The 22,528-nt window shown below is 68.5% G+C and carries 17 protein-coding genes and 4 pseudogenes; 16 read left to right on the forward strand and 5 right to left on the reverse strand.

Annotated elements, in window-relative coordinates; all coding sequences use genetic code 11:
* Positions 1–511: 511 nt before the first annotated feature.
* Complete coding sequence (locus ACWC09_RS47740; RefSeq protein ID WP_450858033.1) at positions 512–826, reverse strand: hypothetical protein; 315 nt, start codon at positions 824–826, stop codon at positions 512–514.
* Positions 827–854: 28 nt separating this feature from the next.
* Between ACWC09_RS47740 and ACWC09_RS47745 the strand changes: the two genes are divergently transcribed.
* Positions 855–1,520: a transposase family protein gene (locus ACWC09_RS47745; RefSeq protein WP_450858035.1), complete on the forward strand. Its 666-nt coding sequence runs from the start codon at positions 855–857 to the stop codon at positions 1,518–1,520.
* Here the strand turns inward: ACWC09_RS47745 and ACWC09_RS47750 are convergent.
* The 3 genes from ACWC09_RS47750 to ACWC09_RS47760 form a co-directional block, all read right to left on the reverse strand.
* Complete coding sequence (locus ACWC09_RS47750) at positions 1,438–2,214, reverse strand: polysaccharide deacetylase family protein (protein ID WP_450858037.1); 777 nt, start codon at positions 2,212–2,214, stop codon at positions 1,438–1,440. The two genes, ACWC09_RS47745 and ACWC09_RS47750, sit on opposite strands and share 83 nt — an antisense overlap.
* A gap of 100 nt (positions 2,215–2,314) precedes the next feature.
* Positions 2,315–2,515, reverse strand: a complete 201-nt coding sequence (locus ACWC09_RS47755; RefSeq protein ID WP_450858039.1) for a hypothetical protein — start codon at positions 2,513–2,515, stop codon at positions 2,315–2,317.
* A 209-nt stretch (positions 2,516–2,724) separates the two neighbouring features.
* Positions 2,725–3,270, reverse strand: a complete 546-nt coding sequence (locus tag ACWC09_RS47760; RefSeq protein ID WP_450858067.1) for a TerD family protein — start codon at positions 3,268–3,270, stop codon at positions 2,725–2,727.
* 793 nt (positions 3,271–4,063) lie between these two features.
* Between ACWC09_RS47760 and ACWC09_RS47765 the strand changes: the two are divergent.
* From ACWC09_RS47765 to ACWC09_RS47800, 8 genes and pseudogenes are all read left to right on the forward strand, one after another.
* Positions 4,064–4,181, forward strand: a pseudogene (locus ACWC09_RS47765) (IS5/IS1182 family transposase); the annotation flags it as partial.
* Between the two features lie 193 nt (positions 4,182–4,374).
* Positions 4,375–5,322: an IS110 family transposase gene (locus tag ACWC09_RS47770; RefSeq protein WP_450858041.1), complete on the forward strand. Its 948-nt coding sequence runs from the start codon at positions 4,375–4,377 to the stop codon at positions 5,320–5,322.
* Positions 5,312–6,136 (forward strand): NADP-dependent oxidoreductase, encoded by an 825-nt coding sequence (locus ACWC09_RS47775; protein WP_450858042.1) that lies wholly within the window; start codon positions 5,312–5,314, stop codon positions 6,134–6,136. Before ACWC09_RS47770 ends, ACWC09_RS47775 begins: the two co-directional genes overlap by 11 nt.
* 552 nt (positions 6,137–6,688) lie before the next feature.
* A complete protein-coding gene (locus tag ACWC09_RS47780; RefSeq protein WP_450858044.1) occupies positions 6,689–10,351 on the forward strand; it encodes a S8 family serine peptidase in 3,663 nt (1,220 codons plus the stop codon).
* A gap of 58 nt (positions 10,352–10,409) precedes the next feature.
* Positions 10,410–11,411 (forward strand): helix-turn-helix transcriptional regulator, encoded by a 1,002-nt coding sequence (locus tag ACWC09_RS47785; protein WP_450858046.1) that lies wholly within the window; start codon positions 10,410–10,412, stop codon positions 11,409–11,411.
* Between the two features lie 107 nt (positions 11,412–11,518).
* Positions 11,519–11,713: pseudogene (locus ACWC09_RS47790) on the forward strand (transposase); the annotation flags it as partial.
* Positions 11,714–12,207: 494 nt separating this feature from the next.
* Positions 12,208–12,480 carry a hypothetical protein gene (locus ACWC09_RS47795; protein WP_450858047.1) on the forward strand — a complete coding sequence of 91 codons (273 nt, stop codon included), beginning with the start codon at positions 12,208–12,210 and terminating at the stop codon, positions 12,478–12,480.
* 102 nt (positions 12,481–12,582) lie between these two features.
* Positions 12,583–13,828 (forward strand): annotated as a pseudogene (locus tag ACWC09_RS47800) (transposase).
* 472 nt (positions 13,829–14,300) lie between these two features.
* On the opposite strand, the gene ACWC09_RS47805 reads toward ACWC09_RS47800, so the two are convergent.
* Positions 14,301–15,383, reverse strand: a complete 1,083-nt coding sequence (locus ACWC09_RS47805; RefSeq protein ID WP_450858049.1) for a LacI family DNA-binding transcriptional regulator — start codon at positions 15,381–15,383, stop codon at positions 14,301–14,303.
* 341 nt (positions 15,384–15,724) lie between these two features.
* On the opposite strand from ACWC09_RS47805, the gene ACWC09_RS47810 reads away from it, so the two are divergent.
* The 7 genes and pseudogenes from ACWC09_RS47810 to ACWC09_RS47840 all read left to right on the forward strand — a co-directional run bounded on the left by ACWC09_RS47810 (position 15,725) and on the right by ACWC09_RS47840 (position 22,502).
* Entirely contained in the window at positions 15,725–16,600 is an 876-nt protein-coding gene (locus tag ACWC09_RS47810; protein ID WP_450858051.1) for a carbohydrate ABC transporter permease, read from the forward strand.
* Positions 16,597–17,529, forward strand: a complete 933-nt coding sequence (locus ACWC09_RS47815; protein ID WP_450858052.1) for a carbohydrate ABC transporter permease — start codon at positions 16,597–16,599, stop codon at positions 17,527–17,529. Before ACWC09_RS47810 ends, ACWC09_RS47815 begins: the two co-directional genes overlap by 4 nt.
* A 76-nt stretch (positions 17,530–17,605) precedes the next feature.
* Positions 17,606–18,952, forward strand: coding sequence for an ABC transporter substrate-binding protein (locus tag ACWC09_RS47820; protein ID WP_450858054.1), 1,347 nt, complete (start codon positions 17,606–17,608; stop codon positions 18,950–18,952).
* 92 nt (positions 18,953–19,044) lie between these two features.
* Positions 19,045–19,398 (forward strand): hypothetical protein, encoded by a 354-nt coding sequence (locus tag ACWC09_RS47825; RefSeq protein ID WP_450858056.1) that lies wholly within the window; start codon positions 19,045–19,047, stop codon positions 19,396–19,398.
* Positions 19,395–19,445: pseudogene (locus ACWC09_RS47830) on the forward strand (hypothetical protein); the annotation flags it as partial. The gene ACWC09_RS47825 and the pseudogene ACWC09_RS47830, both read left to right, overlap by 4 nt.
* Before the next feature lie 213 nt (positions 19,446–19,658).
* On the forward strand, positions 19,659–20,660 hold the full coding sequence (locus ACWC09_RS47835; protein WP_450858058.1) for an aldo/keto reductase: 1,002 nt from the start codon (positions 19,659–19,661) through the stop codon (positions 20,658–20,660).
* 54 nt (positions 20,661–20,714) lie between these two features.
* On the forward strand, positions 20,715–22,502 hold the full coding sequence (locus ACWC09_RS47840; protein ID WP_450858060.1) for an acyltransferase: 1,788 nt from the start codon (positions 20,715–20,717) through the stop codon (positions 22,500–22,502).
* Positions 22,503–22,528 lie beyond the last annotated feature (26 nt).

Raw genomic sequence — 22,528 nt, forward strand, 5'->3', positions numbered from 1 at the left:
CAAGACCACCCGCGCAATCCGCGATCAGCCCGAACGAACCCTCCCGCTCCTGGGCATCACCAACCCGGACGCTCAGGGAACTTGATCAAGCCCTGAGACGGGCTGGCGGATGTATGTCCACCAGGGAACTTTGGCCAGCTGAGCGTGTGTAGCCGCCGCCCGTGATCCCAGCCTGACGTCGGCAAAAAGCTCAGACCCGCGGTGGGAAACGGCGGATGTTCGCTGGGAGGGGTCTGTCTCGTCGGAGCTTGGCTCACTGAGCATTTTCAGCGTGGCCACTGATCCGGTGACGGTGGCAGGGTGAGGGCGAGGTCCGCAACACACAGGGCTCCCGTGCCGTTGAGGTGTCCGGCAGAGCACTGAGGCTGTTCAGCACTACGGCAGCGTGGGCGAGCGGCCAGTTCCGTAAAAGCCAGCAGGTCCGGGCCAGGTGCCGGGCGGCTGGTGTCGCGTACCAGCGGGTGCAGCCGCGCGACCGGCAGCGCGTCCAGCCCGGCCACGGAGTGCCAAGTCAACTTGGCACTTCCTCCCGTCGCCGGTCATCGCTGGCTTTGGCGGGGATGGCATTGTCGATGAGGACGGCGGCGATGGCGGCGGCGGTGGGGAAGGCGTCGGCGTTGAGGACCCGGGTGCGGGCCGCGGCGCCGTCGATGAGCAGCGCGAGCTGCTCGCCGAGCTGTTCAGGGTCGGCGGCGCCGGCTTCGCGGGCGGTGGCGGCGAGCCCTCGGGATCTGCGAACCTGGACCGTACCCTGAAGAAGATCGTCAAGCGGGGCGGTGCCGTCGTGCTCATCGACGGCACCCTGATACCCACCCGGCACCGACAACCGCCCGAACTACTCCGGCAAACGCAAGATGCACGGCCTGCATGTCCTCGCCTTCACCGACGAGCACGGCAATCTGATATGGGTCTCGGGCGCCCGGCGCGGCCGCACCCATGACGTCACTGCCGCCCGGCACGACCGCATCACCGCCCACCTGCGCGAAGCAGGCATCGGCGCGTTCGCCGACCTTGGCTTCCTCGGCCTCGACGACGACCCCGACAACCCGGTGATCATCACCGGCTACCGCGCCGCCCGCGGCCGACGGCTGACCGCCGCGCAGGAGGAGGCGAACAAGCTCGTGGCCCGCGAACGCGCCGCGAGCGAACACGGCTTCGCCGACTTGAAGAACTGGCGCGTGCTCACCAAGCTCCGCCTCAATTCCGTCACGCCAGCGCACTGCTGCGGGCCCTGCTCATCCTCACCCGCACGGAAGTCTCCCGGTGACGGGCAATCACCTGCTACCGATCCCGTCGCCGACCAGCACAAGCACCCCCACGACCGGCCACACCTGAAATGGGATGCCGAACGAGTCACCGGAGTTCGGCGGAACCGGTGGCCGCCGCTCCCGTGGTGGCGAGGGGCCCAAGAAGGCGTACGCTCCGCACGTCAGTCAGTCACTTGTAGATCTTGCCGGGCTCGGCCTTGGCCGGAGCGAGCAGCTGGGAGACGGTCACGAAGGTGTAGCCCTGCTTGCTGAGCGCCTTCAGGATGGAAGGCATGGCCGGCACGGTGCCCTTGTGCAGCGGGTGGAGCAGGATGATCCCGTCGCGGCCGGCGCCCGCGAGCACGCGCTTGGTGATCAGCGCGGTGTCGTCCGTCTCGTAGTCCTTCGCGGTCACCGTCCACAGCACCTGCGCCATCCCCAGATCTCTCGAGACCTTGGAGACGCGGTCGTCGGTGCGGCCCTGGGGCGGGCGCATCAGCGTCGGCTCGCTGCCGGTGATACTGGAGATGGCCCGTGCCGTGCGGCGCAGCTCGTCGCGGATCTGCGCATCAGAGACATCGGTCAGCACCGCGTGCGTCCAGGTGTGGTCCCCGATCTCGTGGCCGTCCTTGGCGATCCGCCGCACCACGTCCGGGAACTTGTGGATGCGCCGGCCCTCAAGGAAGAACGTCGACGGCGCCTTGTACTCCTTCAGGAGGTCCATCAGTCGGTCGGTGGGTTCGCCCGGGTTGCCGTCGAAGGTGAGCGCGATGCACTTGACCTTCCGGCAGTCCACCTGCCCCGACGGTACGACTGCTCCAGACGCAGCCCGGTCACGTTCCTCGCGCGGGGAGAGCGTCTCCATCTTGTTCGCCTGGATGACCATGACGACGGTCACCGTCACGGCCGCCACCACGGCCAGGGTCAGGAGTATGAGTAGGCGAGGCCGCCTCTTCAGGATCTTCATCCCAAGGAGAAGATTCCAGCTCCGGAAGGGTTGCCCAGCGGCCCCGATAGTGAGGCACGACACGTGTGTGCAGCGCGTTTCAAGTGCGCTGCGCCGCCACCTAGGCTGCGATCCGCTCCAGCGCCTCTCCGACGTGTTCGGCCGCCGACGGTGGCGCTGGTGTGCCTCGCGCCTTGCAACGGCCCGCTGCTGCGGCCGCCGTCAGGCGGGCCGCTTCGGCTTCCGCCTCCGCGAGTTCCTTGCGCAGCTGCTCGACCCGGTCCGCCAGCACGACCCGCCGCTGAATCACCCACGTCAGCACCGCGGCCACCCTCCGCCCCCCTCTCCCGCCCCGTGAACTCCCTTGATTCCGTGGGCAGTAGACGGCACGGACTCCCCGCGGCCCCAGTTCCGGCGAATCACTCCATGACCAGACGATCAGCTGCTACCGATCACGCCGCCGACCAGCATGAGCACGCCCATGACCGGCCACACCAGCCCCGTGACTTGCAACTTCAGGATGAAACGATCTCATTGCCCGACGCTGCCCATCTCCGCGGTGAAGAGCACCGGGTCACTGTCGAATCCCCGGACCATCTTCCGGAATTCCCACGCGCCGGCCGCGTCCCAGGTGAACTCGGCGACCGTCGCGGCCGTGGCATCGGCGACGCCCCCGAAGTCGTCGGCCAGCAGCTGCCGGTAACCCTCAAGAACGACCACCCCGGCGTTGGAGATGTCGCCGAACGTACGGGGCCCGCCGTCCTGGTGGATGGCCACGCCGACCACCACCCGCCCGTAGGCGGAGGACATCCGGTCGAACTCCAACGCCATCGCCTCGACGAACCCGAAGCCCATGCCGGTCTCGCTGTGCCGGCTCATGTTGATCGTGCCGTCCGGCGACCGGCTCTCGTAATGAACGACGTACACCGGACGCCCGTAGGGATCGTCCGCCGAGTAGGTCGCGGCGATGATGTCGAGGTGCCGAGGCGGCTCCCCATACGGACTTGGATCCCACTTGAGCCGCACCTCAGCCTTGGCCAGCCCCTCGCCGACACCACTCACCTTGCCGCTCCCCATCAGGCCACCGCGGGACGTCCCCGCCTCCTCAAGTATGGTCACTGACCTGGCCTTTGATGCCTCGTTAGCGCGCCTCAATCCTGAATCAGAAGTCTTCCCGTGATGTTGGACACTCAATGCTTACGCCGCGAGGGCGTGTCCTTGCTCGTTGTCGCTGCCGGATCTACAGCGGGGTGACGTAGCCCCAGAGTGGGCCGGCTCTGGAGGAGGCGGTGCAGCAGCACGGGACCATGTTGTGGACCGTGCTCAGAAGCTCGGGCCGGCCCTGGACGAAGAACTGACCCATGTCTTGAAGCCGCTCACTGGAGAGCTGGTCGCGAACGCGGGCACGTACACGAAGGCCGCATACGTGGTGTGTGTACGGTGGACCGGGTAGCGGCTCCGCGTGGAAGTCACTGATGCCGACCCCACCCCGGTAGCTCCGTCTCAGCCCCCGTCCACGGACGAGCATGGGCGCGGCCTGTTCCTCGTCGTTGCATTGGCCACAGGGTGGGGCGCGAATCCCTGCTCGGCGGGGAAGGCAACTTGGTTCAAGCTGGTCATCTCTACAAAGCAGACCCGCAACGTTGACGTCCTCGCTCGGCGACGTTCCTACTGAGAAGGCAATCGTCCCCCCATGTAGGCATCGCCCACCTGACTGTCGCGCAAGCTGCACCGATAGCCGGTGTGCATCTACGAGTTGAGCACCAAGCGGCCTGAGTGGCCTACACCCAGGCCCCTCCTGGCAGCAGTCCATCGAACAGCGGCGAACAACTGCTAACGCAATGAGGTGAATCGGCGCTGATCGCCGTGTCTGAGAAGGGAGTTGACCCTTAGGTTTCGATGTGGGGACGTCGCCGTGGATCGTGTCGAATGAGCTGCGGGACCGCCTGCTGCGGCAGCGTGAGCGGCACTTTCACTCCTCGACACGATGACGTACGCCCCGACCCAACCCAAGGTCCAGGTGTAGATCTATTCCACGATTGGCCCATTCAGTCACTCTTCAAGTGGACCACATGCCTGGGCCACTAGACCGTATGGAGAACCGGCGCCTCACTCGCAAGTTGGCGCGGGTTGCCGCCACTCTGAGTGGCGGTAGAGCCGCAATTGCGGGAGGTGCCGGCCATGTTCGAGCGTACGTATGCCGGGCTGGATGTTCACGCCCGTTCGGTCGTTGGGGCCGCGATCGATGGAGTTTCAGGAGAGATCCGGTCGCTGCGGTTGGCGCCGGAAACGGAGGCGGTGCTGGCCTGGGTGGCGTCGTTGCCCGCTCCGGTGGCGGTGGCGTACGAGGCCGGGCCGACCGGGTTCGGGCTGGCCAGGGCGTTGACGGCGGCGGGTGTGCGGTGGGTGGTGGTGACGCCGTCGAAGGTCGAGCGGCCGCCGGGTGACCGGGTCAAGACCGACCGGAGGGATGCCGAGCGGCTGGCCCGGCTGCTGCGGATCGGGGAAGTCCCGGTCGTGCGGGTGCCCACCGAGGCGGAGGAGGCCGCGCGGGATCTGGTGCGAGCGCGTGAAGACGTGCGCGGGGATCTGATGCGGGCGAGGCGCCGGCTGTCCAAACTGCTGCTGCGTTATGGCCTGGTGTGGCAGGGCACGGCCTGGACGCAGGAGCACGAGGGCTGGCTGCGCTCGCTCTCCTTCGACCGGCTCGGTGTGCAACTGGCCTTCGAGGAAGCCTTCGACACCGTGCTGAGCACCTATGCCCGCCGCGGGCGGCTGGACGGGGCCATCGAGCAGATGGCCGCTGCCTCGCCGTTCGCGCCGGTGGTGGGGCGGCTGGGGTGCCTGCGCGGGATCAGCAAGCTGACCGCTTTCGGTCTGGCCGTCGAGGTCGGCGACTGGCACCGGTTCACCGGCGCCACCATCGGTTCCTATCTGGGACTGGTGCCCTCGGAGGCCTCCAGCGGAGAGCGTCGGGTGCAGGGTCCGATCACCAAGACCGGCAACAGTCACGCCCGTCGGCTGCTGGTGGAGGCGTCCTGGCACCACCGCAAGCGGTACCGTCCGGGCCGCGAGCTGATGCGCCGCCAGGCCCTCTCCCGGGCCCGGCCAGATCCTGGTGGCGGTTGAGGCGGCCGGGGTCGGCCCGTGGGACGAACTGCTAGACGGCGCTGGCTGGGACGTGGGGCTGCGCCCGCCGGCGGCGCTGGGAGTGGAGGGCGCGGGCAAGGTGCTGGCCGTCGGCGCGGGTGTCACCGGGTTTGCCGTAGGCGACCGGGTGCTCGCACACGAGGCCCCGCTGCCCGGGGGAAGCGGCTTCTGGGCCGAACGCATTTTGATCAACGCGGATCACGCAGCAGGCTGCCCACCCGGGCTGGACGCCGTGCACGCGGCGGCGCTGCCGGTCAACGGACTCACCGCGGTGCAGGCCCTGGAGAAGCTGGGCCTCAGCCGAGGACACCGGCTCCTGATCACCAACGGAGGCGGGGCCACCGGAGCCCTGGCCATCCAGCTCGCTGCGGCCAAGGGCATCGAGGTGACCGCGACCGCGTCTGCTGCCGCCGCAGAGCGCCTGCTCGGTCTGGGAGCGATGGAGGTCGTCGACTACCACGACCCGACCTGGTCGGCCAAGGTACGCGGCGGGTTCGAGGCCGCCCTCATCATCGCCACCAGCACGGCGGACGCCGCCCTGCCTTTGGTGCGGGATGGCGGCCGACTGTGCTCCCTGACCTCGGACGCGCCTCCGGAGGAACGAGGCATCACGAGTTGGGACCTCTACGTCGAGCCCAACGCCACGCAGCTTGTCCAGCTGGCAGAGCAGGCCGCCTCGGGAATCTTGAAACTCGCACCGGAATCCCTGCCGCTGAGCGAAGGACCGGCTGCGTTCGCCCGGGTGGTTACCGGACGGGCCGGTGGAAAGAAGATCGTGCTCACCCGAGCATGACCCGCCCGGGCACCGCCCCACCAGGGACAGTCCGCCACCTCTACCGAACCCGGGGCGCTTCAGAGCCTCCATCAGACCCGGAGCGCTTCAGCTCCTCAACGGCCGGAAGTCTTGGCGGACTACCTGACCAACGCGGCCCCGTTGCCCGCGTTCCTACCCGACACCGAACTCCCTTGCCACCAGCGGAAATACGCCAACTACCCGGCCTTGGGTCAAGGCCCTCAGTCGGGGCACCCCGTTCTTTGCCCATACCAGCACCGTAGAAGCAAGAATCGTTGTCGGCAGCCCCCGCACCCAATCTGCCCCACGGGCCCCATCAGCGCGCCGTGATCCGGCTGCGCCTGAGGATGCGGCGACGCACCCCGTCACCGTCACAGGACGAGCCCCGCCGACGCCCTGTCCGCCCGTCAACCCTCGTGGCCGAGAAAGGCATTGGCACTCCCTGGCCACAGCAATCACTTGAGTCGCTTTGCGCACGGCACTCACTCTGAGTACTGGCTTCCGCTCCACGAGAGCGGAGGCGTTTCAGCGTTCAGGGGAGGACGTCCACACATGCGAAGACTCCACGCCTTTTGGGTCGTGGCAGGAGCGGCCGGGCTGCTCGCCGGGGCGGTCACGCCCGCGGCGGCCGGTCCCGCGTCCCCGTTCGACCAGCCGGCCACCACGCCGGCACCACACGCCGACACCCAGACCGTCACCCTCATCACGGGCGACACGGTTTCGGTCACCACCGGGCCCGACGGCAAGTCCGCCGTCGACATCGAGCGCGGCAAGGGCCGTGAGGCCGCCACCTTCCTGTCCACCGAGCGCGACGGCGAGGTCAGCGTCCTGCCGGCGGACGCGATCCCGCTGGTGAAGGCGGGCCGTCTCGATCCGACCCTGTTCAACGTCACCCAGCTCGTGAAGCAGGGGTACGCGGACTCGAAGACCGGCACCACGCCGGTGATCGCGACGTACAAGAGCGGCAGCGCGACCCCCGAGGGCGCACGCCGGACGCTCAAGCTGCCCGCGATCGACGGGGCCGCGCTGAGCGCGAAGAAGTCGACCTCGTTCTGGGCCGACATCGCTCCCGCGCTCGGCACCGCACCCACCACGAAGGCCGCGAAGCAGCTCGGCGAGGGCATCGACAAGATCTGGCTCGACGGCAAGGTGCAGGCGTCCCTCGACGTCAGCGTGCCGCAGATCGGCGCACCCGAGGTGTGGAAGTCGGGCTACGACGGCAAGGGCGTCGACGTCGCGGTCCTGGACACCGGCGTGGACACCGGGCACCCGGATCTGGCCGGGAAGATCGCCGAGACGCAGAGCTTCGTACCGGACGAGACGGTGCAGGACGGCTTCGGCCACGGCACCCATGTGGCGTCCACGATCGTCGGCTCCGGCGCGGCCTCGGACGGCAAGCGCAAGGGCGTCGCGCCGGGCGCTGATCTGTTCGTCGGCAAGGTGCTCGACAACACCGGCCACGGCCAGGACTCGTGGATCATCGCGGGCATGGACTGGGCGGCCCACTCCGGGGCGAAGATCGTGTCGATGTCCCTGGGCGGTGACGCCACCGGCCCCTCCGACATCCTGAGCGAGACCGTCGACGAGCTGTCCGAGTCCACCGGCACCCTCTTCGTGATCGCGGCGGGCAACTCCGGTCCGGCCGAGCAGACCGTCGGCACCCCGGGCATCGCCGACTCGGCGCTTACAGTCGGCGCCGTCGACAAGTCCGACAAACTTGCCTCCTTCTCCAGCCGGGGCCCGCGCGCCGGCGACTCCGCGATCAAGCCGGAGATCACCGCGCCGGGCGTGAACATCACCGCGGCCCGCGCCGCCGGCACCACCATGGGTACGCCGGTCGACGACTACTACACGACGTCCAGCGGTACCTCGATGGCGACCCCGCACGTCGCGGGCGCCGCGGCGCTGGTCGCCCAGGCCCATCCGGACTGGACGGGCCAGCAGATCAAGCAGGCGCTGGCGACCACGGCGAAGACCATGCCGGACGCCGGCGTCTTCGAGCAGGGCGACGGCCGGGTCGACGCCGTACGGGCGGTGAATCAGGGCGTCTTCGCGACCCCGACACTGAGCTTCGGCAAGTACGAGGAGGCCGACACCGAGGTCGCCACCAAGGACATCACGTACACCAACACCACGGACAAAGCGGTGGAGTTGAAGGTGTCCTCGTCACTTCACGACGCCGCACTGAACGCGGACACGGTCACCGTCCCGGCGAAGGGCACCGCCACCGTCTCGGTCACGGTCGACCCGGCCAAGGAGGCGGTCGGCCGGTACACGGGCCACATCACCGCGAGCGCCGACGGTGTCCTCGTCACCACGGCCGTCGGCTTCGAGAAGCTGCCGAAGACCTACGACCTGAAGGTGTCGCTGCTGGGCCGCGACGGCAAGCCGTCCACCTCCGCGTCGCTCTTCATGCTGCAGGAGCTGAACGGCGCGTACCCCGACACCTACGGGTTCATCGGCCAGGGCTACACCTTCAAGGTGCCGGCCGGTACGTACTCCACGGCGTCCTGGATCTCCCAGCGGGACGCGGCCGGACTGGAGATCAACACCTCGATCGTCGGCGATCCGGAGATCAAGGTCGACAAGGACACCGAGGTCGTCCTCGACGCCCGCAAGGCGGTCGAGATCAAGCCGAAGACCAAGGAGGACTCCGAGTTCCGCGGCTTCACCACCACCTGGCACCGGGAAGGCCCGGGCACTGGCTTGGGGGTGGCCTACAGCCAGGGCTGGTGGACCGACCACGTCTATGTGGCGCCCACCGAGAAGGTCACCCAGGGCATGTTCGAGTTCTCCTCGAAGTTCCGTTTGTACGCCAAGGAGCTGACGGCGAGCGTCACCAGCCCGGAGAAGTACGCGCTTCCCCTCGACTACGCGCAGACGTACAGCGGCCTCCCCGTGAAGGTCAGCGGTGATCACACAGTGCGGGCGGTGGACGCGGGCGCCGGAACCGCGGCCGACTTCAAGGGACTCGACGTCAAGGGCAAGGTGGCGGTCGTCCACGTGAGCGCCGGTACGACGGCGGACGAGGCACTGACCAACGCGACCGCGGCCGGGGCCGGTTACGTCCTCGCCTACCAGGAGACGCCCGGGTACTGGCTCGGCTCCGTGCAGAGCATGACCATCCCGCTGATGCTCGCCACCGGCGAGGACGGCGCGAAGCTCGGCGCCCTGCTGAAGAGCGGGAAGAAGGTCAAGCTGAAGCTGACCGGCACTCCGGTCAGTCCGTACGTGTACAACGTGATGTTCCCGCAGGTGGGGGCCGTCTCGGCCAACCAGACGTACAACCTGAACAGCTCCAACACGGTGAAGCAGACGGTTCGCTACCACGGGGCCCGGGCCGGTGATGTCGGCAAGGACGCCGTGTACCGGTACCGCCCCTGGCAGGGGGCCGACATCGCGACCACCAGCAACGTACAGCTCGGCACGGAGCGCACCGAGTACTACAACGTCTCCGACACCCGGATCTGGCACGCCGTCTATCCCAACTGGAAGGCGACCCAGCCTCAGTGGGGGGCCTTGCGGACCTTCGACAAGGCGGGCAAGCAGCCCGATGAGGACTGGCTGGGCCAGGTCGTCCGCCCGGCGACCGCTCAGCGGTACGGCCTCTCCCAGCGCACCGGTGACAAACTCACCTTCCGCATCCCGGAGTTGAGCGACTCCACACCGGACCACTACGGATCCGTGGACAACGTCCTGGACACCGCGAAGGGCAAGCTGTACGCGGACGGGCAGTTGGTCGGCGACACCGCACTCGGCGGCTACGGCGCCTTCACCGTCCCGGCGGCGAAGTCCTCGTACCGCCTCGTGGTCGACACGCAGCGCACGGCCGACTGGGCGGCTTACTCCACCGGCACCCACACCGAATGGTCCTTCGCCTCGGCGCACACGGACCAGCAGACGGCGCTCGGGCTGCTCTCGGTCGACTACGACGTGGCCGGGCTCAACCTCCTCAACAGTGCTGAGACCGGGCACACGTCGAAACTCGGCCTCTCCGTCCGGAATCAGTCGGGCGGCGTCACCGCCAGTTCCCTGAAGGCCTGGGTCTCGTACGACGACGGCACCTCCTGGAAGGAAGTGAAGGTCAAGAACGGCAAGGCGGAGCTCAAGCACCCGAAGAAGGGGGCCGGGTTCGTGTCGCTGCGCGTACGGGCCGCCGACCGGGACGGCAACACGGTCGACCAGACGGTCGTACGGGCGTTCGGCCTGAAGTAGGCGACCGCCGCCAAACATTGCGAAAATTCTTAACAAAGATCGTCTACCGTGCCGGGCCATGGTGAACACGGCATACGACACGGCAAGGGAGACCCCTGCCGCGAGCCCCTGGGCCGCGGTGGGGGTCTCCGCGTTCGACGAGCTGTTGTACCAGGCCATCCTCAGCCAGCCCGACGCCGGCGCGGCCGGCTGGGCGCTGCTGACCGGTGCCTCCCCGGCCCGGGTCCGCGAGGCCTGCAACCGGCTGCTCACGCTCGGGCTGCTGCAACCACCGGACTCCATGGGCGGATTACGGGCGGTCGACCCCCGGGTGGCGATCCGCGCGCTGATCCGGCGGCGCGAGACGGAGTCCGAACTGCTGGCCGCCACCGCCGAGGAGATGGCGACCGCGTACGAGGCAGGGCTGCTGCGCGAGGAGCCGTCCCGGCTGATCGAGGTGGCCTCTGGCGAGGGCGCCATCGCGGCACGCCTGGAGGAGATGTACGCGCGCGCGGAGCACGAGGTGTGCCTTTTCGACACACCGCCGTATCTCGCCCCGCCCGCTCCACAGGTGGATCTCCAGGCCGATCTGCTCAACCGCGGGATCGTCTCTCGAGGGATCTACGCGGCGACCGGCCTGGAGGATCCGAAGGTCCTGTCCCGCGCCTTGAGGATGGTCGAACTCGGCGAGCAGGCCCGGGTGTTGCCTTCCGTGCCGCTCAAGCTGCTGGTGGTCGACGGATGCCGGGCGCTGCTGCCGCTGACCGCCTCCGTGGCCGGCGGCTACTGCGCGGTCGTGGTCTGGCACTCGGCGGTGACCGAGGCCCTGCAGAAGCTCTTCGAGATGGCCTGGCAGCAGGCGGCTCCGCTGGGCCAGGCGGCCGACGACAGTGAACTCTCCGAGAGCGAGAGGACGTTGACCCGGCTGCTGGCGGCCGGAATGAAGGACGAGGCGGTGGCTCGCCATCTGGGGGTGAGTCTGCGGACCCTGCGGCGGCGGGTGAGCGAGCTGCAGGAGCGGCTGGGGGCGGCGAGCCGGTTCCAGCTGGGGATGCGGGCTTCTCAACGCGGCTGGGTGTAGCCGTTGCGGACCCTTTGAGGCGACGGGCCGCGCCCTGGCCGGGAGCGCGGCCCCCACTCCATGAACTGCGGGGCCGAAGAGTGCATTTGCACGCCCCGGCCACAGGAATCCCCCGCAAAGGCATCGAGTCCAGCGAACGATTGGGCCGTCGCAGGTGGGTGATCGAGAAGACGATGTCGTGGCTGTCCGGCTACCGCAGACGCAGCCCCCGCTACGAGCGTCATCCCCGCAACTACCTGGCATTTCTCGGGCTCGCCGCGGCTATCTGCTGCCACAAGCGCCTCGTCCGCATCACCACATAGGACGCCGGTGCACGTAGCAGCCACATCCAGGGGTGACCGCGGTGGACGCATGCACAGAAATACTGCTCAACTGAGCTTCTTCAGCGTTGCCGCTCCAGGGTGAGGATAGTTTTGGCGATGGGTGCGGTTCCTCTGATGGGAAGTAGCCGTAGATCGAGGCTGATCGGGGTGTGCTCGGATGAGTCCCTCTCTACCGTGGCGGTGGAGGAGGCGACTGGGATGGGCTCATTGTTCGCGGAGCTGGAGGCCCGGGAGGCGACTGCCCGGGTGTGTGTGGAGGATCTTGAGGAGCAACTGGCCGAAGTGACCGCCCGGTTGGAAGCGGCTCGGGAGAATCTGGAACGGTTGCGGATCGCTCGGGAGACGGTGTCCGAGGTGATGGCCGAGATGTCAGCTGGTGCATCTGCCTCGATGGACACGGAGCCAGAAGCCGCAGCGGCGGACGAGACCCAGCAGCCATCCGCGTACGCCGGAGCCGAGCGGCAGGTGGTGGGATGCTGGCGGTGCCCCACTGGCGGCCGGGGATGGACACGAGTGCACTCCCGAGGATCTACCGGGACATCGTGGAGGTGGTCCGGGATGCGCCTGGACCGGTGCGGGCCAAGCAGGTCGTGCCGAGGATCGGCTGCCCGTCGAGGTGGGGAAGATCGAGGGGCACGCGGGGCAAGTTGAAGCGGCTGGTCGCCAGGGGCTGGCTGGTCGAGGGGGATCCGGGCCTGTTCGTTCCGGCTCGCCGCAAGGCGGAAACAGCGTCCAACTCCTCCTGAGGGAGGGGCTCTTCTCCCTAGAGTCGAAGGTGCCAACAAAATCGACGCAGCACGAGAAGAGCCCCGGGAAGGAACCGTATGCCACAAGCGTGAAGTGCTGACGTGTTTGTCCGCTCGGTCAGTTCCTTCGAATCGCTGTTATGCACCCTGCAAGGCAAGCCAGCCCAGTCGTGGACCCATGCTGAGCTGGAGGAACACCTGGAGCAGGTCGGGCGAGGGCTGTTGTGGCAGCTGCTGCAGGACCATCTGGATCTGCGGGCTCGCAGGGAAGAAGAGGCAGCGCGGCGGGAAGCGCGGCCACGGGTGGTCAGCTCGGACGGGCGGCTGCGTCCGTGGCGGGAGACAGGTCACGCACGCTGGCTGGCCTGCATGTTCGGCCTGGTGCACGTGGAGCGCATGGCGTATCGGGATCCAGCGATGGCCAATGTCCATCCGGCCGATGCGGGCGCTGTCGCTGCCTTCGGGCGAGCACTCGATGGGCCTGCGGCGGCTCGCACTCCTCGAGGCGGTGCGGGGCTCGTTCGACCAGGCTCAGACGGCGATTGAGCGGCGCTGCGGAAGAGTGCTGGGCAAGCGTCGCCTCGAACAGCTCGTGGCCGCCGCGTCTGGTGACATCGACTCCTTCTACCAACAGCACATCCCCGTCCCCTCCAGCCGGGATGTGCTGCTGATCATGGAGGTCGACGGCAAGGGCGTGGTCATGCGACCGGAGGCTTTACGGCCCGCCACGCAACGAGCCCGCCTCGCCGCAGAGGTCGGCCATCGCAGCCGACCAGGCTACGTCTGCTTCGAGGACGAGGCAGGCTTCACCCGGCGGCCGCCCAAAGGACGCACCTGGGGCCGGCGCGGCCACACACCGCAGGTGACGGAGAGCGGGCGGCGCTCGGGGCGCCGGTCGGTGGCGGGACTCATCGCGATCCGGCCGGGCTCCCGCACTCGGCTGTGCCACCGCCTGCGCACCCACCCTGCGGGCAAGGGCAAGCGCCGCAGCATGGGCGAGCGCGACTTCATCGCGCTGATCGACGGCACCCACCAGCTCGTCAAGGCGCCGATCGTGCTGGTGTGGGACCGGCTGAACACCCACGTCTCCCACGCCATGCATGAGTTGATCGCCGAGCGTGAGTGGCTGACGGTGTTCTTGCTGCCCGCCTACTCGCCCGACCTCAACCCGGTCGAGGGGGTATGAGCGCACGTCAAGCGCAGCCTGGCTAACCTCGCCGTCGTCGCCCTCGACCGCTTAGAAGCGCTCGTCCGTAACCGGCTCAAACGCCTCCAGTACCGGCCCGACACCCTCGACGGCTTCATCACCGGGACCGGCCTCGCCCTCGACATCCCAACGTCACCCTGACGAGCCGAAGTCAGTAACGAACTACCGGTAACCCAAGCGCGAACCGAACAACAGCACCACCCGGGCCACCTGCTCTGGCGACCAGGGGCTGACAGAACAGGGATCTGACCAGCCTCTTTACAGAAGTCCTTCCGCCTGTCAGAAGCCGTCTTGTCGAGCCGATACAAGCCTCACGACCCTGATTCCAGCCACGGCACGCGGGGCGACGACGCCCCGCCGGCAGGGACGGGAACTGCCATGCCGCACATCACCGCTTTCGCCAGAAACCAGTGGTACAGCTAGCGCATCTTTCTGACCTGCGCTGGCCGATCAGAGCTGGCCCAGCCCACCGTATGCCGAGCCTCATCCTATGAGGCTCGTGGATGTTGGTGATTGCGCAAACATGTCGGATTGCGCTGGGTCTGCTGTCGCCTGCCAAGGTATTCAAGAGTTTGTTCAGGATCCCATCTAGGGACGCCGCCCAGAGGGGCTCCTACGACTTCTTCGTCCTGGGGCGCTTCGAGGGCGGCGCGGTGCTCGCGCGCACGACGAGGCGGGGCTCGACGGAGTCGACCAGTCCCGCGATCGACTCGCCGCCCTCGATCTGGCGCAGCAGGAGGGCGACGCAGGCACGGCCCATTTCCTCGAAGTCCTGGTGGACGGTGGTGAGCGGTGGCTGGAGGTAGCTGGCTTCGGCGATGTCGTCGAAGCCGACGACGCTCACGTCGTCCGGAACCGTGCGACCGGCCTCGGCCAAGGCCCGGATCAGGCCGATCGCCATGTGATCGTTGCCCGCGAAGACCGCGGTGATGTCGTCCCGGGCGGCGAATTCACGGCCGATTGCGTAGCCGGACTCGGCGCTCCAGTCGCCGTAGCTCACGGGTGGGACAGGGGCTCCGGCTTCCTTCAGTGCCGTGTGCCAGGCCGTGACCCGGTGGCGGGCCGAGTAGGAGTCCTGTGGGCCCGCGAGGTGCCAGACCGTGGCGTGCCCCAGGGAGAGCAGGTGCTCGGTGGCGGCGCGGGCGCCCACGAACTGATTGTTGTCGACCGCGGGGAAGCGCTGGCCAGGGTTCCCGTCGGCCATCACGATCGGGACTCCGGGAGGGAGCTGCAGCTCGGGGCGGTCCAGGATCTGGGCCTCGATCAGCACGATGCCGTCGACGGCCTGGCTGGTGAGCTGCGAGAACGCCTGTCGTACCGCCCCTTCGGTGGCGGTCTTGACCACGGCGACATTGACCGAGTACCCGGCGTCCTGGGCCGTCGAGGCGATGGACTGCAGCGTCCGGGCGTTGCCGTGGGCACTCAGGTCGAAGCTGATGACGCCGAGCATCCGGAACTGGCCGGTCGCCAGCGCACGGGCGGCAGTGTTGGTGCGGTAGCCCAGCATCCGCATGGCGGCCAGGACGCGCTGCCGGGTCTCCTCGTCGACATTGGACTTGTCGTTGGCGACCCGGGAGACGGTCTGGCTGGAGACACCGGCCAGCGCGGCGACGTCCGCCTGCGAGGGCGGCCGTGTGCGCGCGGGAGGGACTCCCTCAGCGGCAGCTCCGGCCGAGGTGCTCCCTGCCCTGCTCATACCTTGATCTCCTCGCCCGTCCAGGCTGCTCGCTCTCACTGCGGATGTTGACGCAAACACCTCTGGGAGTCAATTCAGGCGTGGATGCGGTGCCCCTGGGACCTTCAGACGGGGAGGTCAGGGCTTCGAAGTGCCCGGAATGCACCGTAACCGGACCTTCGACCCCACTGGACACCCGTCGGATTCCTTTTGGTAACACCCTCTTGACACGCGGGAGAGAGCACGGGCACTCTCCCATCCAGTCAAGCGTGTTTGCGCAAACACGGGCCCATCAGTACCGCCTGAACAGGACCAGAGCCTTGAGCAAGCTGTCATCGCCCCCACGTCCGCCCCGCCGGGGGGTGACTTCCCCGCACGGCCGGTTCGGCTATGTGCTCTTCGCACCTTTCCTGGTAGTTTTCTCGATCGCCATTGCCGCCCCACTGCTGTACGCGGTCTACTTGAGCCTCTTCCAGGAGCAGCTGATCGGCGGCACCGTCTTCGTCGGCTTCGAGAACTACACCCGGGCCTTCGGCGACACCCTCTTCCGCGTGGGGCTGGCGCGGGTGGCGCTCTTCCTCGCCGTGCAGGTGCCGATCATGCTCGGCCTCGCACTGCTCGCCGCACTGATCATCGACAGCGGCCGGCTGCGCTGGGCCGGCCTGTTCCGGATCGGCATCTTCATCCCCTACGCGGTCCCCGCCGTGGTGGCGGCCCTCATGTGGGGGTACCTGTACGGCCCGAACTTCGGCCTGGTCCACCAGGTCGGGGACGCCCTCCACGTCGCCATGCCCGACCTGCTGTCCAAGTCCTGGATGCTCGCCTCCATCGGCAACATCAACACCTGGGAGTACGTCGGCTACAACATGCTCATCCTGTACGCGGCGCTGCGTGCGGTACCGGAAGAGCTGTACGAGGCCGCGGAAATGGACGGCGCCGGAGCGGTCCGGCAGGCCTGGAGCATCAAGATCCCGGCGCTGCGTCAAGCGCTGCTGCTGACCGTCATCTTCTCGATCATCGGCAGCTTCCAGCTCTTCAACGAGCCCAACATCCTGCAGTCGCTGGCTCCCGACGTCCTCACCACCAGCTACACGCCCAACATGTACGCCTACAACCTGGCGTTCAACGGCCAGCAGTTCAACTACTCGGCCGCCGTCGCCGTCCTGCTCGGCGTGGTCACGGCCATCATCGCCTACGCGGTCCAGCTCTGGAGCGCCCGGAAGGAGCGCGTCCTGTGACCGCCACCGCCACGGCCCCCACCCACCGGCGCAACACCCGCCCCGGCCGTCCCGTTGCTTCCGGCCGGCGTGCCTCGCGGCGGCGCGGCAGCACCGCGCTGACGGCGGCCATGTTCCTGATGCTCGGCTACACCCTGCTTCCCCTGTTCTGGCTGCTGATGAGCAGCACCAAGGACACCAAGTCCCTGTTCTCCAGCTTCGGCCTGTGGTTCGGCGACGACTTCCACTTCTTCCAGAACGTCCACGACGTCCTCACCTACGACGACAGCATCTACCTCCGCTGGTTCGGCAACACCCTGCTCTACTCGGTGGTGGGCGCCGGCGGAGCGGCGATCATCGCGACAGCGGGCGGTTACGCGCTGGCGAAGTACGAGTTCCGCGGGAAGAGCGCGTTGTTCGCCATGGTCCTGGGTGCCGTCACCATCCCCACCACCGCGCTGGCCGTCCCCACCTACCTGATGTTCAGCAAGATGGGCATCGTCAACACGCCCTGGGCGGTGCTGATCCCGGCGCTCGCCAGCCCGTTCGGCCTGTATCTGATGCGGGTCTACGCGCTGGACGCCGTACCCGATTCCATGCTCGAAGCCGCCCGTATCGACGGTTCCAGCGAGCTGCGGACCTTCTTCACCATCTCGCTGCGTCTGCTGGCTCCCGGGTTCGTCACGGTGCTGCTGTTCGCGCTCGTCGCGACCTGGAACAACTACTTCCTGCCGCTGATCGTGCTGAGCGATCCCCACTGGTTCCCCCTGACGGTGGGCCTGAACCAGTGGAACACCCAGGCCAGCGGACAGAGCACGGTCGGCACGGCCCAGCTCTACCCGCTCATCGTCACCGGAAGTGTGCTGGCGATCGTGCCCCTGATCGTCGCCTTCCTCTTCCTGCAGCGCTTCTGGCAGTCCGGCCTCGCCAGCGGAAGCGTCAAGCAGTAGTTCTCCCCACCCCGGGGTTTCCCTTCGCCCCGTGCCCCTCTCCACCGCACACCCTGCGCAAAGGAGCACCACCGCCATGTCCCCAACCCGCCCGTCCCGCAGACGGATCCTCCTCGCCACCGCGCCCGTTGCCGCGCTGGCCCTCACACTGACCGCCTGCGGCGGCTCCGGATCCGGGCACCCGGCCGCAGCCCCGACGGCCGGCGCGCTCGACAAGCCGACCACGCTGACCTTCTGGACCTGGGCGCCCAACCTCAAGCCGATCGTCGCCAAGTTCGAGGCGCTGCACCCCAAGATCAAGGTCAACGTGGTCAACGCGGGGCAGGGACCCGCCGAGTACACGAAGCTCCAGACCGCCATCAAGGCCGGCACCGGCGGCCCCGACATCGCCCAGGTCGAGTACTTCGCGCTGCCGGAAATGGCACTGTCGAAGCAACTGGTGAACCTCAACGACTACAACGTCCAGTCCCTCAAGGACAAGTTCACCGCTTCCGCCTGGTCGCAGGTCACCACCAACGGCGGGGTCTACGGCGTCCCCCAGGACACCGGCCCGCTGACCATGTTCTACCGCACCGACATCTTCAAGAAGCTCAAGCTGCAACCCCCCAAGACCTGGAAAGAGTACGCCGACGACGCGGCCAAGATCCACGCGAAGAACCCCAACCACTACATCGCCTCCATCGACCCGGGTGACGCCGGCGGCGTCGACAGCCTCATCTGGCAGGCGGGCGGCAAGCCCTTCCAGACCTCGGGGTCCTCCAAGGTCTCGCTCAACCTCAAGGACCCCGGCGCCACGAAGGTCAGCACCCTGTGGACCTCCCTGCTGTCGAAGCACCTCGTCGACCCCACGCCCGGCTGGACCAACGAGTGGTGGAAGGGCATGTCCAGCGGCAAGTACGCCATGTGGATCGCCGGCGCCTGGGGTGCCGGGCCCATCGCCGCCACCATCCCGCAGACCGCCGGTAAGTGGGCCGCCGCCCCGGTCCCGCAGTGGGAGGCCGGCGGCACGGCATCCGCCGAGAACGGCGGCTCCTCCAATGCCGTCCCGGTGACCAGCAAGAACAAGGCCGCAGCGGTGGCCTTCGCCGAATGGCTCAACTCCGACCCGGCCGCCACCAAGGCGCTGTCCGACGTCGGACTCTTCCCGGCGACCACGGCGCTGCTCAAGGACCCCGCCTTCCTCAACAAGAAGATCGCCATCCTCGGTGGCCAGCAGGCGAACCAGGTCTACGCGGCCTCGTCCGCCCAGGTGAACCCCGGCTGGCAGTACCTGCCCTTCCAGGTCTACTCGAACTCGGTGTTCAAGGACACCGCAGGGCAGGCCATCAGCGGCGGCACCGACCTGTCGGCCGGTCTCACCGCCTGGCAGAAGCGGATCACCGACTACGGGAACCGGCAGGGCTTCACCGTCACCGGCGGCTGACCGTCGCCGGACCTCCCCAACCGGGGCGGGGCACCATCACACCGTGGGCGCCCCGCCCCGGCTCCGCGCCACCCACAAGGAGCAGCCCAGTCGTGCCTGTGCTTGAGATCGGCGGGCAGCGGACACTGCGCGCGGAGGAGGCGCTGACCATGGAGCAGTTGAGCCAGGACTTCGGCTTCGTCCGCGACCTCACCACCCTGGCCGCCGCCGGCCCCGCACTGCTGACGGTCGGTGACGTCCGAGACAGTGCCCAGTTGTTCCTGGACGGGCAACTCGTCGGCGGCCTGGAACGCGAGAAACACGAGCCCGCCCTCCACGACCGCAAGGGCCCACTCGGCCCCGTCGCTCCGAACGGCGTTGCGCTCACCGGCCGGCAGCGCACTCCGCCGGGACTCGATGAGGCTCCTGCGACGTCGAGCAGCAGGCCGACGGCTTCCTCTCCCTGAGCGGCTGGACGAAGGTCAACGCCTGGATCAACGGCTTCCGCCTCGGCAGGTACTGGTCGCGCGGCCCACAGCACACCCTGTACGTCCCCACGCCCGTGTTGCGCCCCCGGCCGCAACGTGATCACTGTTCTCGAACCTCCACGCCACCATCAGGCGCGCCGGCTACCTCGGCGACACCCCCGACCTCGGCCCCACGAGGAGTAGCAGGTCGCCCGGCTCGCGTCCCGTTCTTCGTCACCGCTCCGAAAGGACCTCCCGCAATGGCCCACCAGGCCGCCGACGACCGCTACACCTCGATGACCTACCGGCGCGCCGGACACAGCGGCGTGCTCCTGCCGGCCGTCTCGCTGGGCCTGTGGCACAACTTCGGCGACACCGCGCCGCTGGAGAACCAGCGGGCGGTACTGCGCCGGGCCTTCGACCGCGGGGTGACACACATCGACCTCGCCAACAACTACGGCCCGCCCTACGGCTCCGCCGAGGTGAACTTCGGCACGCTCTTCGCACAGGACTTCCGCCCGTACCGGGACGAACTGTTCATCGCCAGCAAGGCCGGCTACGACATGTGGCCCGGCCCCTACGGCGACGGCGGCTCGCGCAAGTACCTCCTGTCCAGCCTGGACCAGTCGCTGCGCCGTACCGGCCTGGACCACGTGGACGTGTTCTACTCGCACCGCTTCGACCCGGACACGCCCCTGGAGGAGACCATGGGCGCCCTCGACACCGCGGTCCGCCAGGGCAAGGCCCTCTACGCGGGTATCTCCAACTACTCACCGGAACAACACCGCCGCGCCGTGGAGATCCTCAACGGCCTGGGCACCCCACTGCTCCTGCACCAGGCCAAGTACTCCATGCTCGACCGCACCGTCGAGCATGGAGTACTGGAAGCCGTCGGTGACACCGCGAGCAGCCTCATCGCGTTCTCCCCGCTGGCCCAGGGGCTGCTGACGAACCGCTACATCAACGGGATCCCCGCCGGCTCGCGGATGGCGGTGGGGCACTTCCTCAAGAGCGACGCCCTCACCGAGGGGACGCTCTTGCTCATCCGCGCCCTGGCGAAGGTGGCGGAACAGCGCGGGCAGACACTCGCGCAGCTCGCCCTCGCCTGGGTCCTGCGAGACCCGCGCGTGGTCTCGGTCATCATCGGCGCCAGCAGCGTCGCCCAACTCGACCAGAACCTGGCAGCGTTGGACGCCGTGCCGCTGAACGCCGACGAGCTCGCCGAGATCGGCCGACTCCTCGCCACCACCGGCACCCGCTGACACCGTCCGCGCGGACGGCAATATCCGATCAACTGCCCCGTGGAGGAGCACCTGATGAGCCAAGACGGCGGAATCCGTCCCGCGGCTGCCCTGGAGCCGACCACCCGTGAGTCGCCCGATGCGTCCCCTCAGGACGACGGGCTGTTCGAGCACTGCCCCTGGCTCTTCGCTGAAGGCGCCTCGGACGCGCAGCGGGCCGGCCAGCGGCGACATCAACAGCAGTTGCTCGCCACCGGGACCGTGACCGTCGGCGAGCGATGCTACGTCGCGAAGTCCGCCGCCGTGTACCCGGACCGCCTGCACCTGGGCGATGACTCCTACATCGGCGCCCACGCATACGTCACCGGCGACGTCACGGTCGGCGCCGACTGTTCGCTCAACCCGTTCACGACCGTGCGCGGCACCGTGGCACTCGGCGACGGGGTCCGTATCGGCGCCCATACCTCCTTGCTGGGCTTCAACCACTCCGCCGAACCCGACCGCCCGGTCCACCAGCAGCCCGTCACCAGCCGCGGGATCAGCGTCGGCGACGACGTGTGGATCGGTTCCCACGTCGTCGTTCTCGACGGGGTGACCATCGGCGACCACTGTGTCATCGGCGCCGGCGCGGTGGTCACCAAGTCCGTCCCCGCCTGGACGGTCGCGGCCGGCAACCCCGCGAAACCGGTCCGCGACCGCCGAACGCGCGCCCGCCCGGCCGCTGTCGGCGCCCCTCAGGAGCGCCTCACGGAGCAGCTCGCCGAGTTCGGCCGTACGGCCACCGACCACGCGGCCGACCTCATCGCCCGTTGCTGGGTCCCGGATGCTCAAGGCGGCGGGCAGTACGTCGACCGCCCGGGAGCGGCGCCCACCATGCGGGCGCACTGCGACGCGGTGGAGATCGCCGACCTGCTGCTCGGAGACGTCCCCCAGCAGGGCACGACCGCCTTTCACATCGAGCGGTTGCGCGCAGCCCAGGACCCGCTCACCGGCCTGGTACCCGAGACCGACCCGGCCACCGGACTACCGCGCCCGCTCCCTCCCCCGGCCCCGGACGGGTTCATCGACGAAGGCACGGCGCAGTACCACGTACTGTCCGTCGGCTACGCACTGGACCTACTGGGCAGTTCCTTCGCCCATCCGATCGGCATGGCCCGCACCATGACAGCAGGCCAACTCGTCCGCCGCCTCAATGCTCTGCCCTGGCACGACCGGGCCTGGCACGCGGGCAGTTGGATCGACTCCTGGGCCACCGCCGCCCACTGGAACCTGCGCCGGGACGACGAGCCGCCCGCTTCCGGCGCACTGGAGGCACTCTTCGGCTGGCTGCTCACCCGCGTCGACCCCTGGACCGGCCTGTGGGGCGCCGCCTCACCGGCCACCGGAAGACTCCAGCAGGTGAACGGCTACTACCGGCTCACCCGCGGAGCCTTCGCCCAGTTCGGCCTGCCCGTCCCGCATCCCGAACGGGTCATCGACACCGTCCTGGACCACAGCCGCGACCCTCGCCATTTCGCTCCCGGACGCGAGAACGCCTGCAACGTCCTCGACGTCGCCCACCCCTTGTGGCTCTGCACCCGTCAGACAAGCCACCGCAACGCGGAGATCCGGTACTGGGCGGCAGGACAGCTCACCACCGTCCTGCCGCGCTGGCACCCGGGGCAAGGCTTCGGATTCGGGCCCCCGGCCGACGGCGGCGGCCCGGGCCGTGAGCCGGGCCTGCAGGGCACCGAGATGTGGCTGGCCATCGTGTGGATCCTCGCCGATCTCATCGGCCTGTCCGATCTGCTGGGCTACCGGCCCCGCGGCGTCCACCGCCCCGAACCGGCGGCAGCCCTGGCCACTGACGGCCCCGAGATCTGAACCCGCCCCCCACACTCAGCGTCGTC

The sequence above is a fragment of the Streptomyces sp. NPDC001617 genome (assembly GCF_053596855.1).

Excerpts from the sequence above, each read along its gene's own strand:
- ACWC09_RS47745 (WP_450858035.1), top strand. The coding sequence starts at position 855 with ATGCACGGCCTGCATGTCCTCGCCTTCACCGACGAGCACGGCAATCTG.
- ACWC09_RS47750 (WP_450858037.1), bottom strand. The coding sequence starts at position 2,214 with ATGAAGATCCTGAAGAGGCGGCCTCGCCTACTCATACTCCTGACCCTG.
- ACWC09_RS47760 (WP_450858067.1), bottom strand. The coding sequence starts at position 3,270 with ATGGGGAGCGGCAAGGTGAGTGGTGTCGGCGAGGGGCTGGCCAAGGCT.
- ACWC09_RS47820 (WP_450858054.1), top strand. The coding sequence starts at position 17,606 with ATGTCCCCAACCCGCCCGTCCCGCAGACGGATCCTCCTCGCCACCGCG.
- ACWC09_RS47795 (WP_450858047.1), top strand. The coding sequence starts at position 12,208 with ATGCTGGCGGTGCCCCACTGGCGGCCGGGGATGGACACGAGTGCACTC.
- ACWC09_RS47835 (WP_450858058.1), top strand. The coding sequence starts at position 19,659 with ATGGCCCACCAGGCCGCCGACGACCGCTACACCTCGATGACCTACCGG.
- ACWC09_RS47840 (WP_450858060.1), top strand. The coding sequence starts at position 20,715 with ATGAGCCAAGACGGCGGAATCCGTCCCGCGGCTGCCCTGGAGCCGACC.
- ACWC09_RS47805 (WP_450858049.1), bottom strand. The coding sequence starts at position 15,383 with ATGAGCAGGGCAGGGAGCACCTCGGCCGGAGCTGCCGCTGAGGGAGTC.
- ACWC09_RS47770 (WP_450858041.1), top strand. The coding sequence starts at position 4,375 with ATGTTCGAGCGTACGTATGCCGGGCTGGATGTTCACGCCCGTTCGGTC.
- ACWC09_RS47780 (WP_450858044.1), top strand. The coding sequence starts at position 6,689 with ATGCGAAGACTCCACGCCTTTTGGGTCGTGGCAGGAGCGGCCGGGCTG.
- ACWC09_RS47785 (WP_450858046.1), top strand. The coding sequence starts at position 10,410 with ATGGTGAACACGGCATACGACACGGCAAGGGAGACCCCTGCCGCGAGC.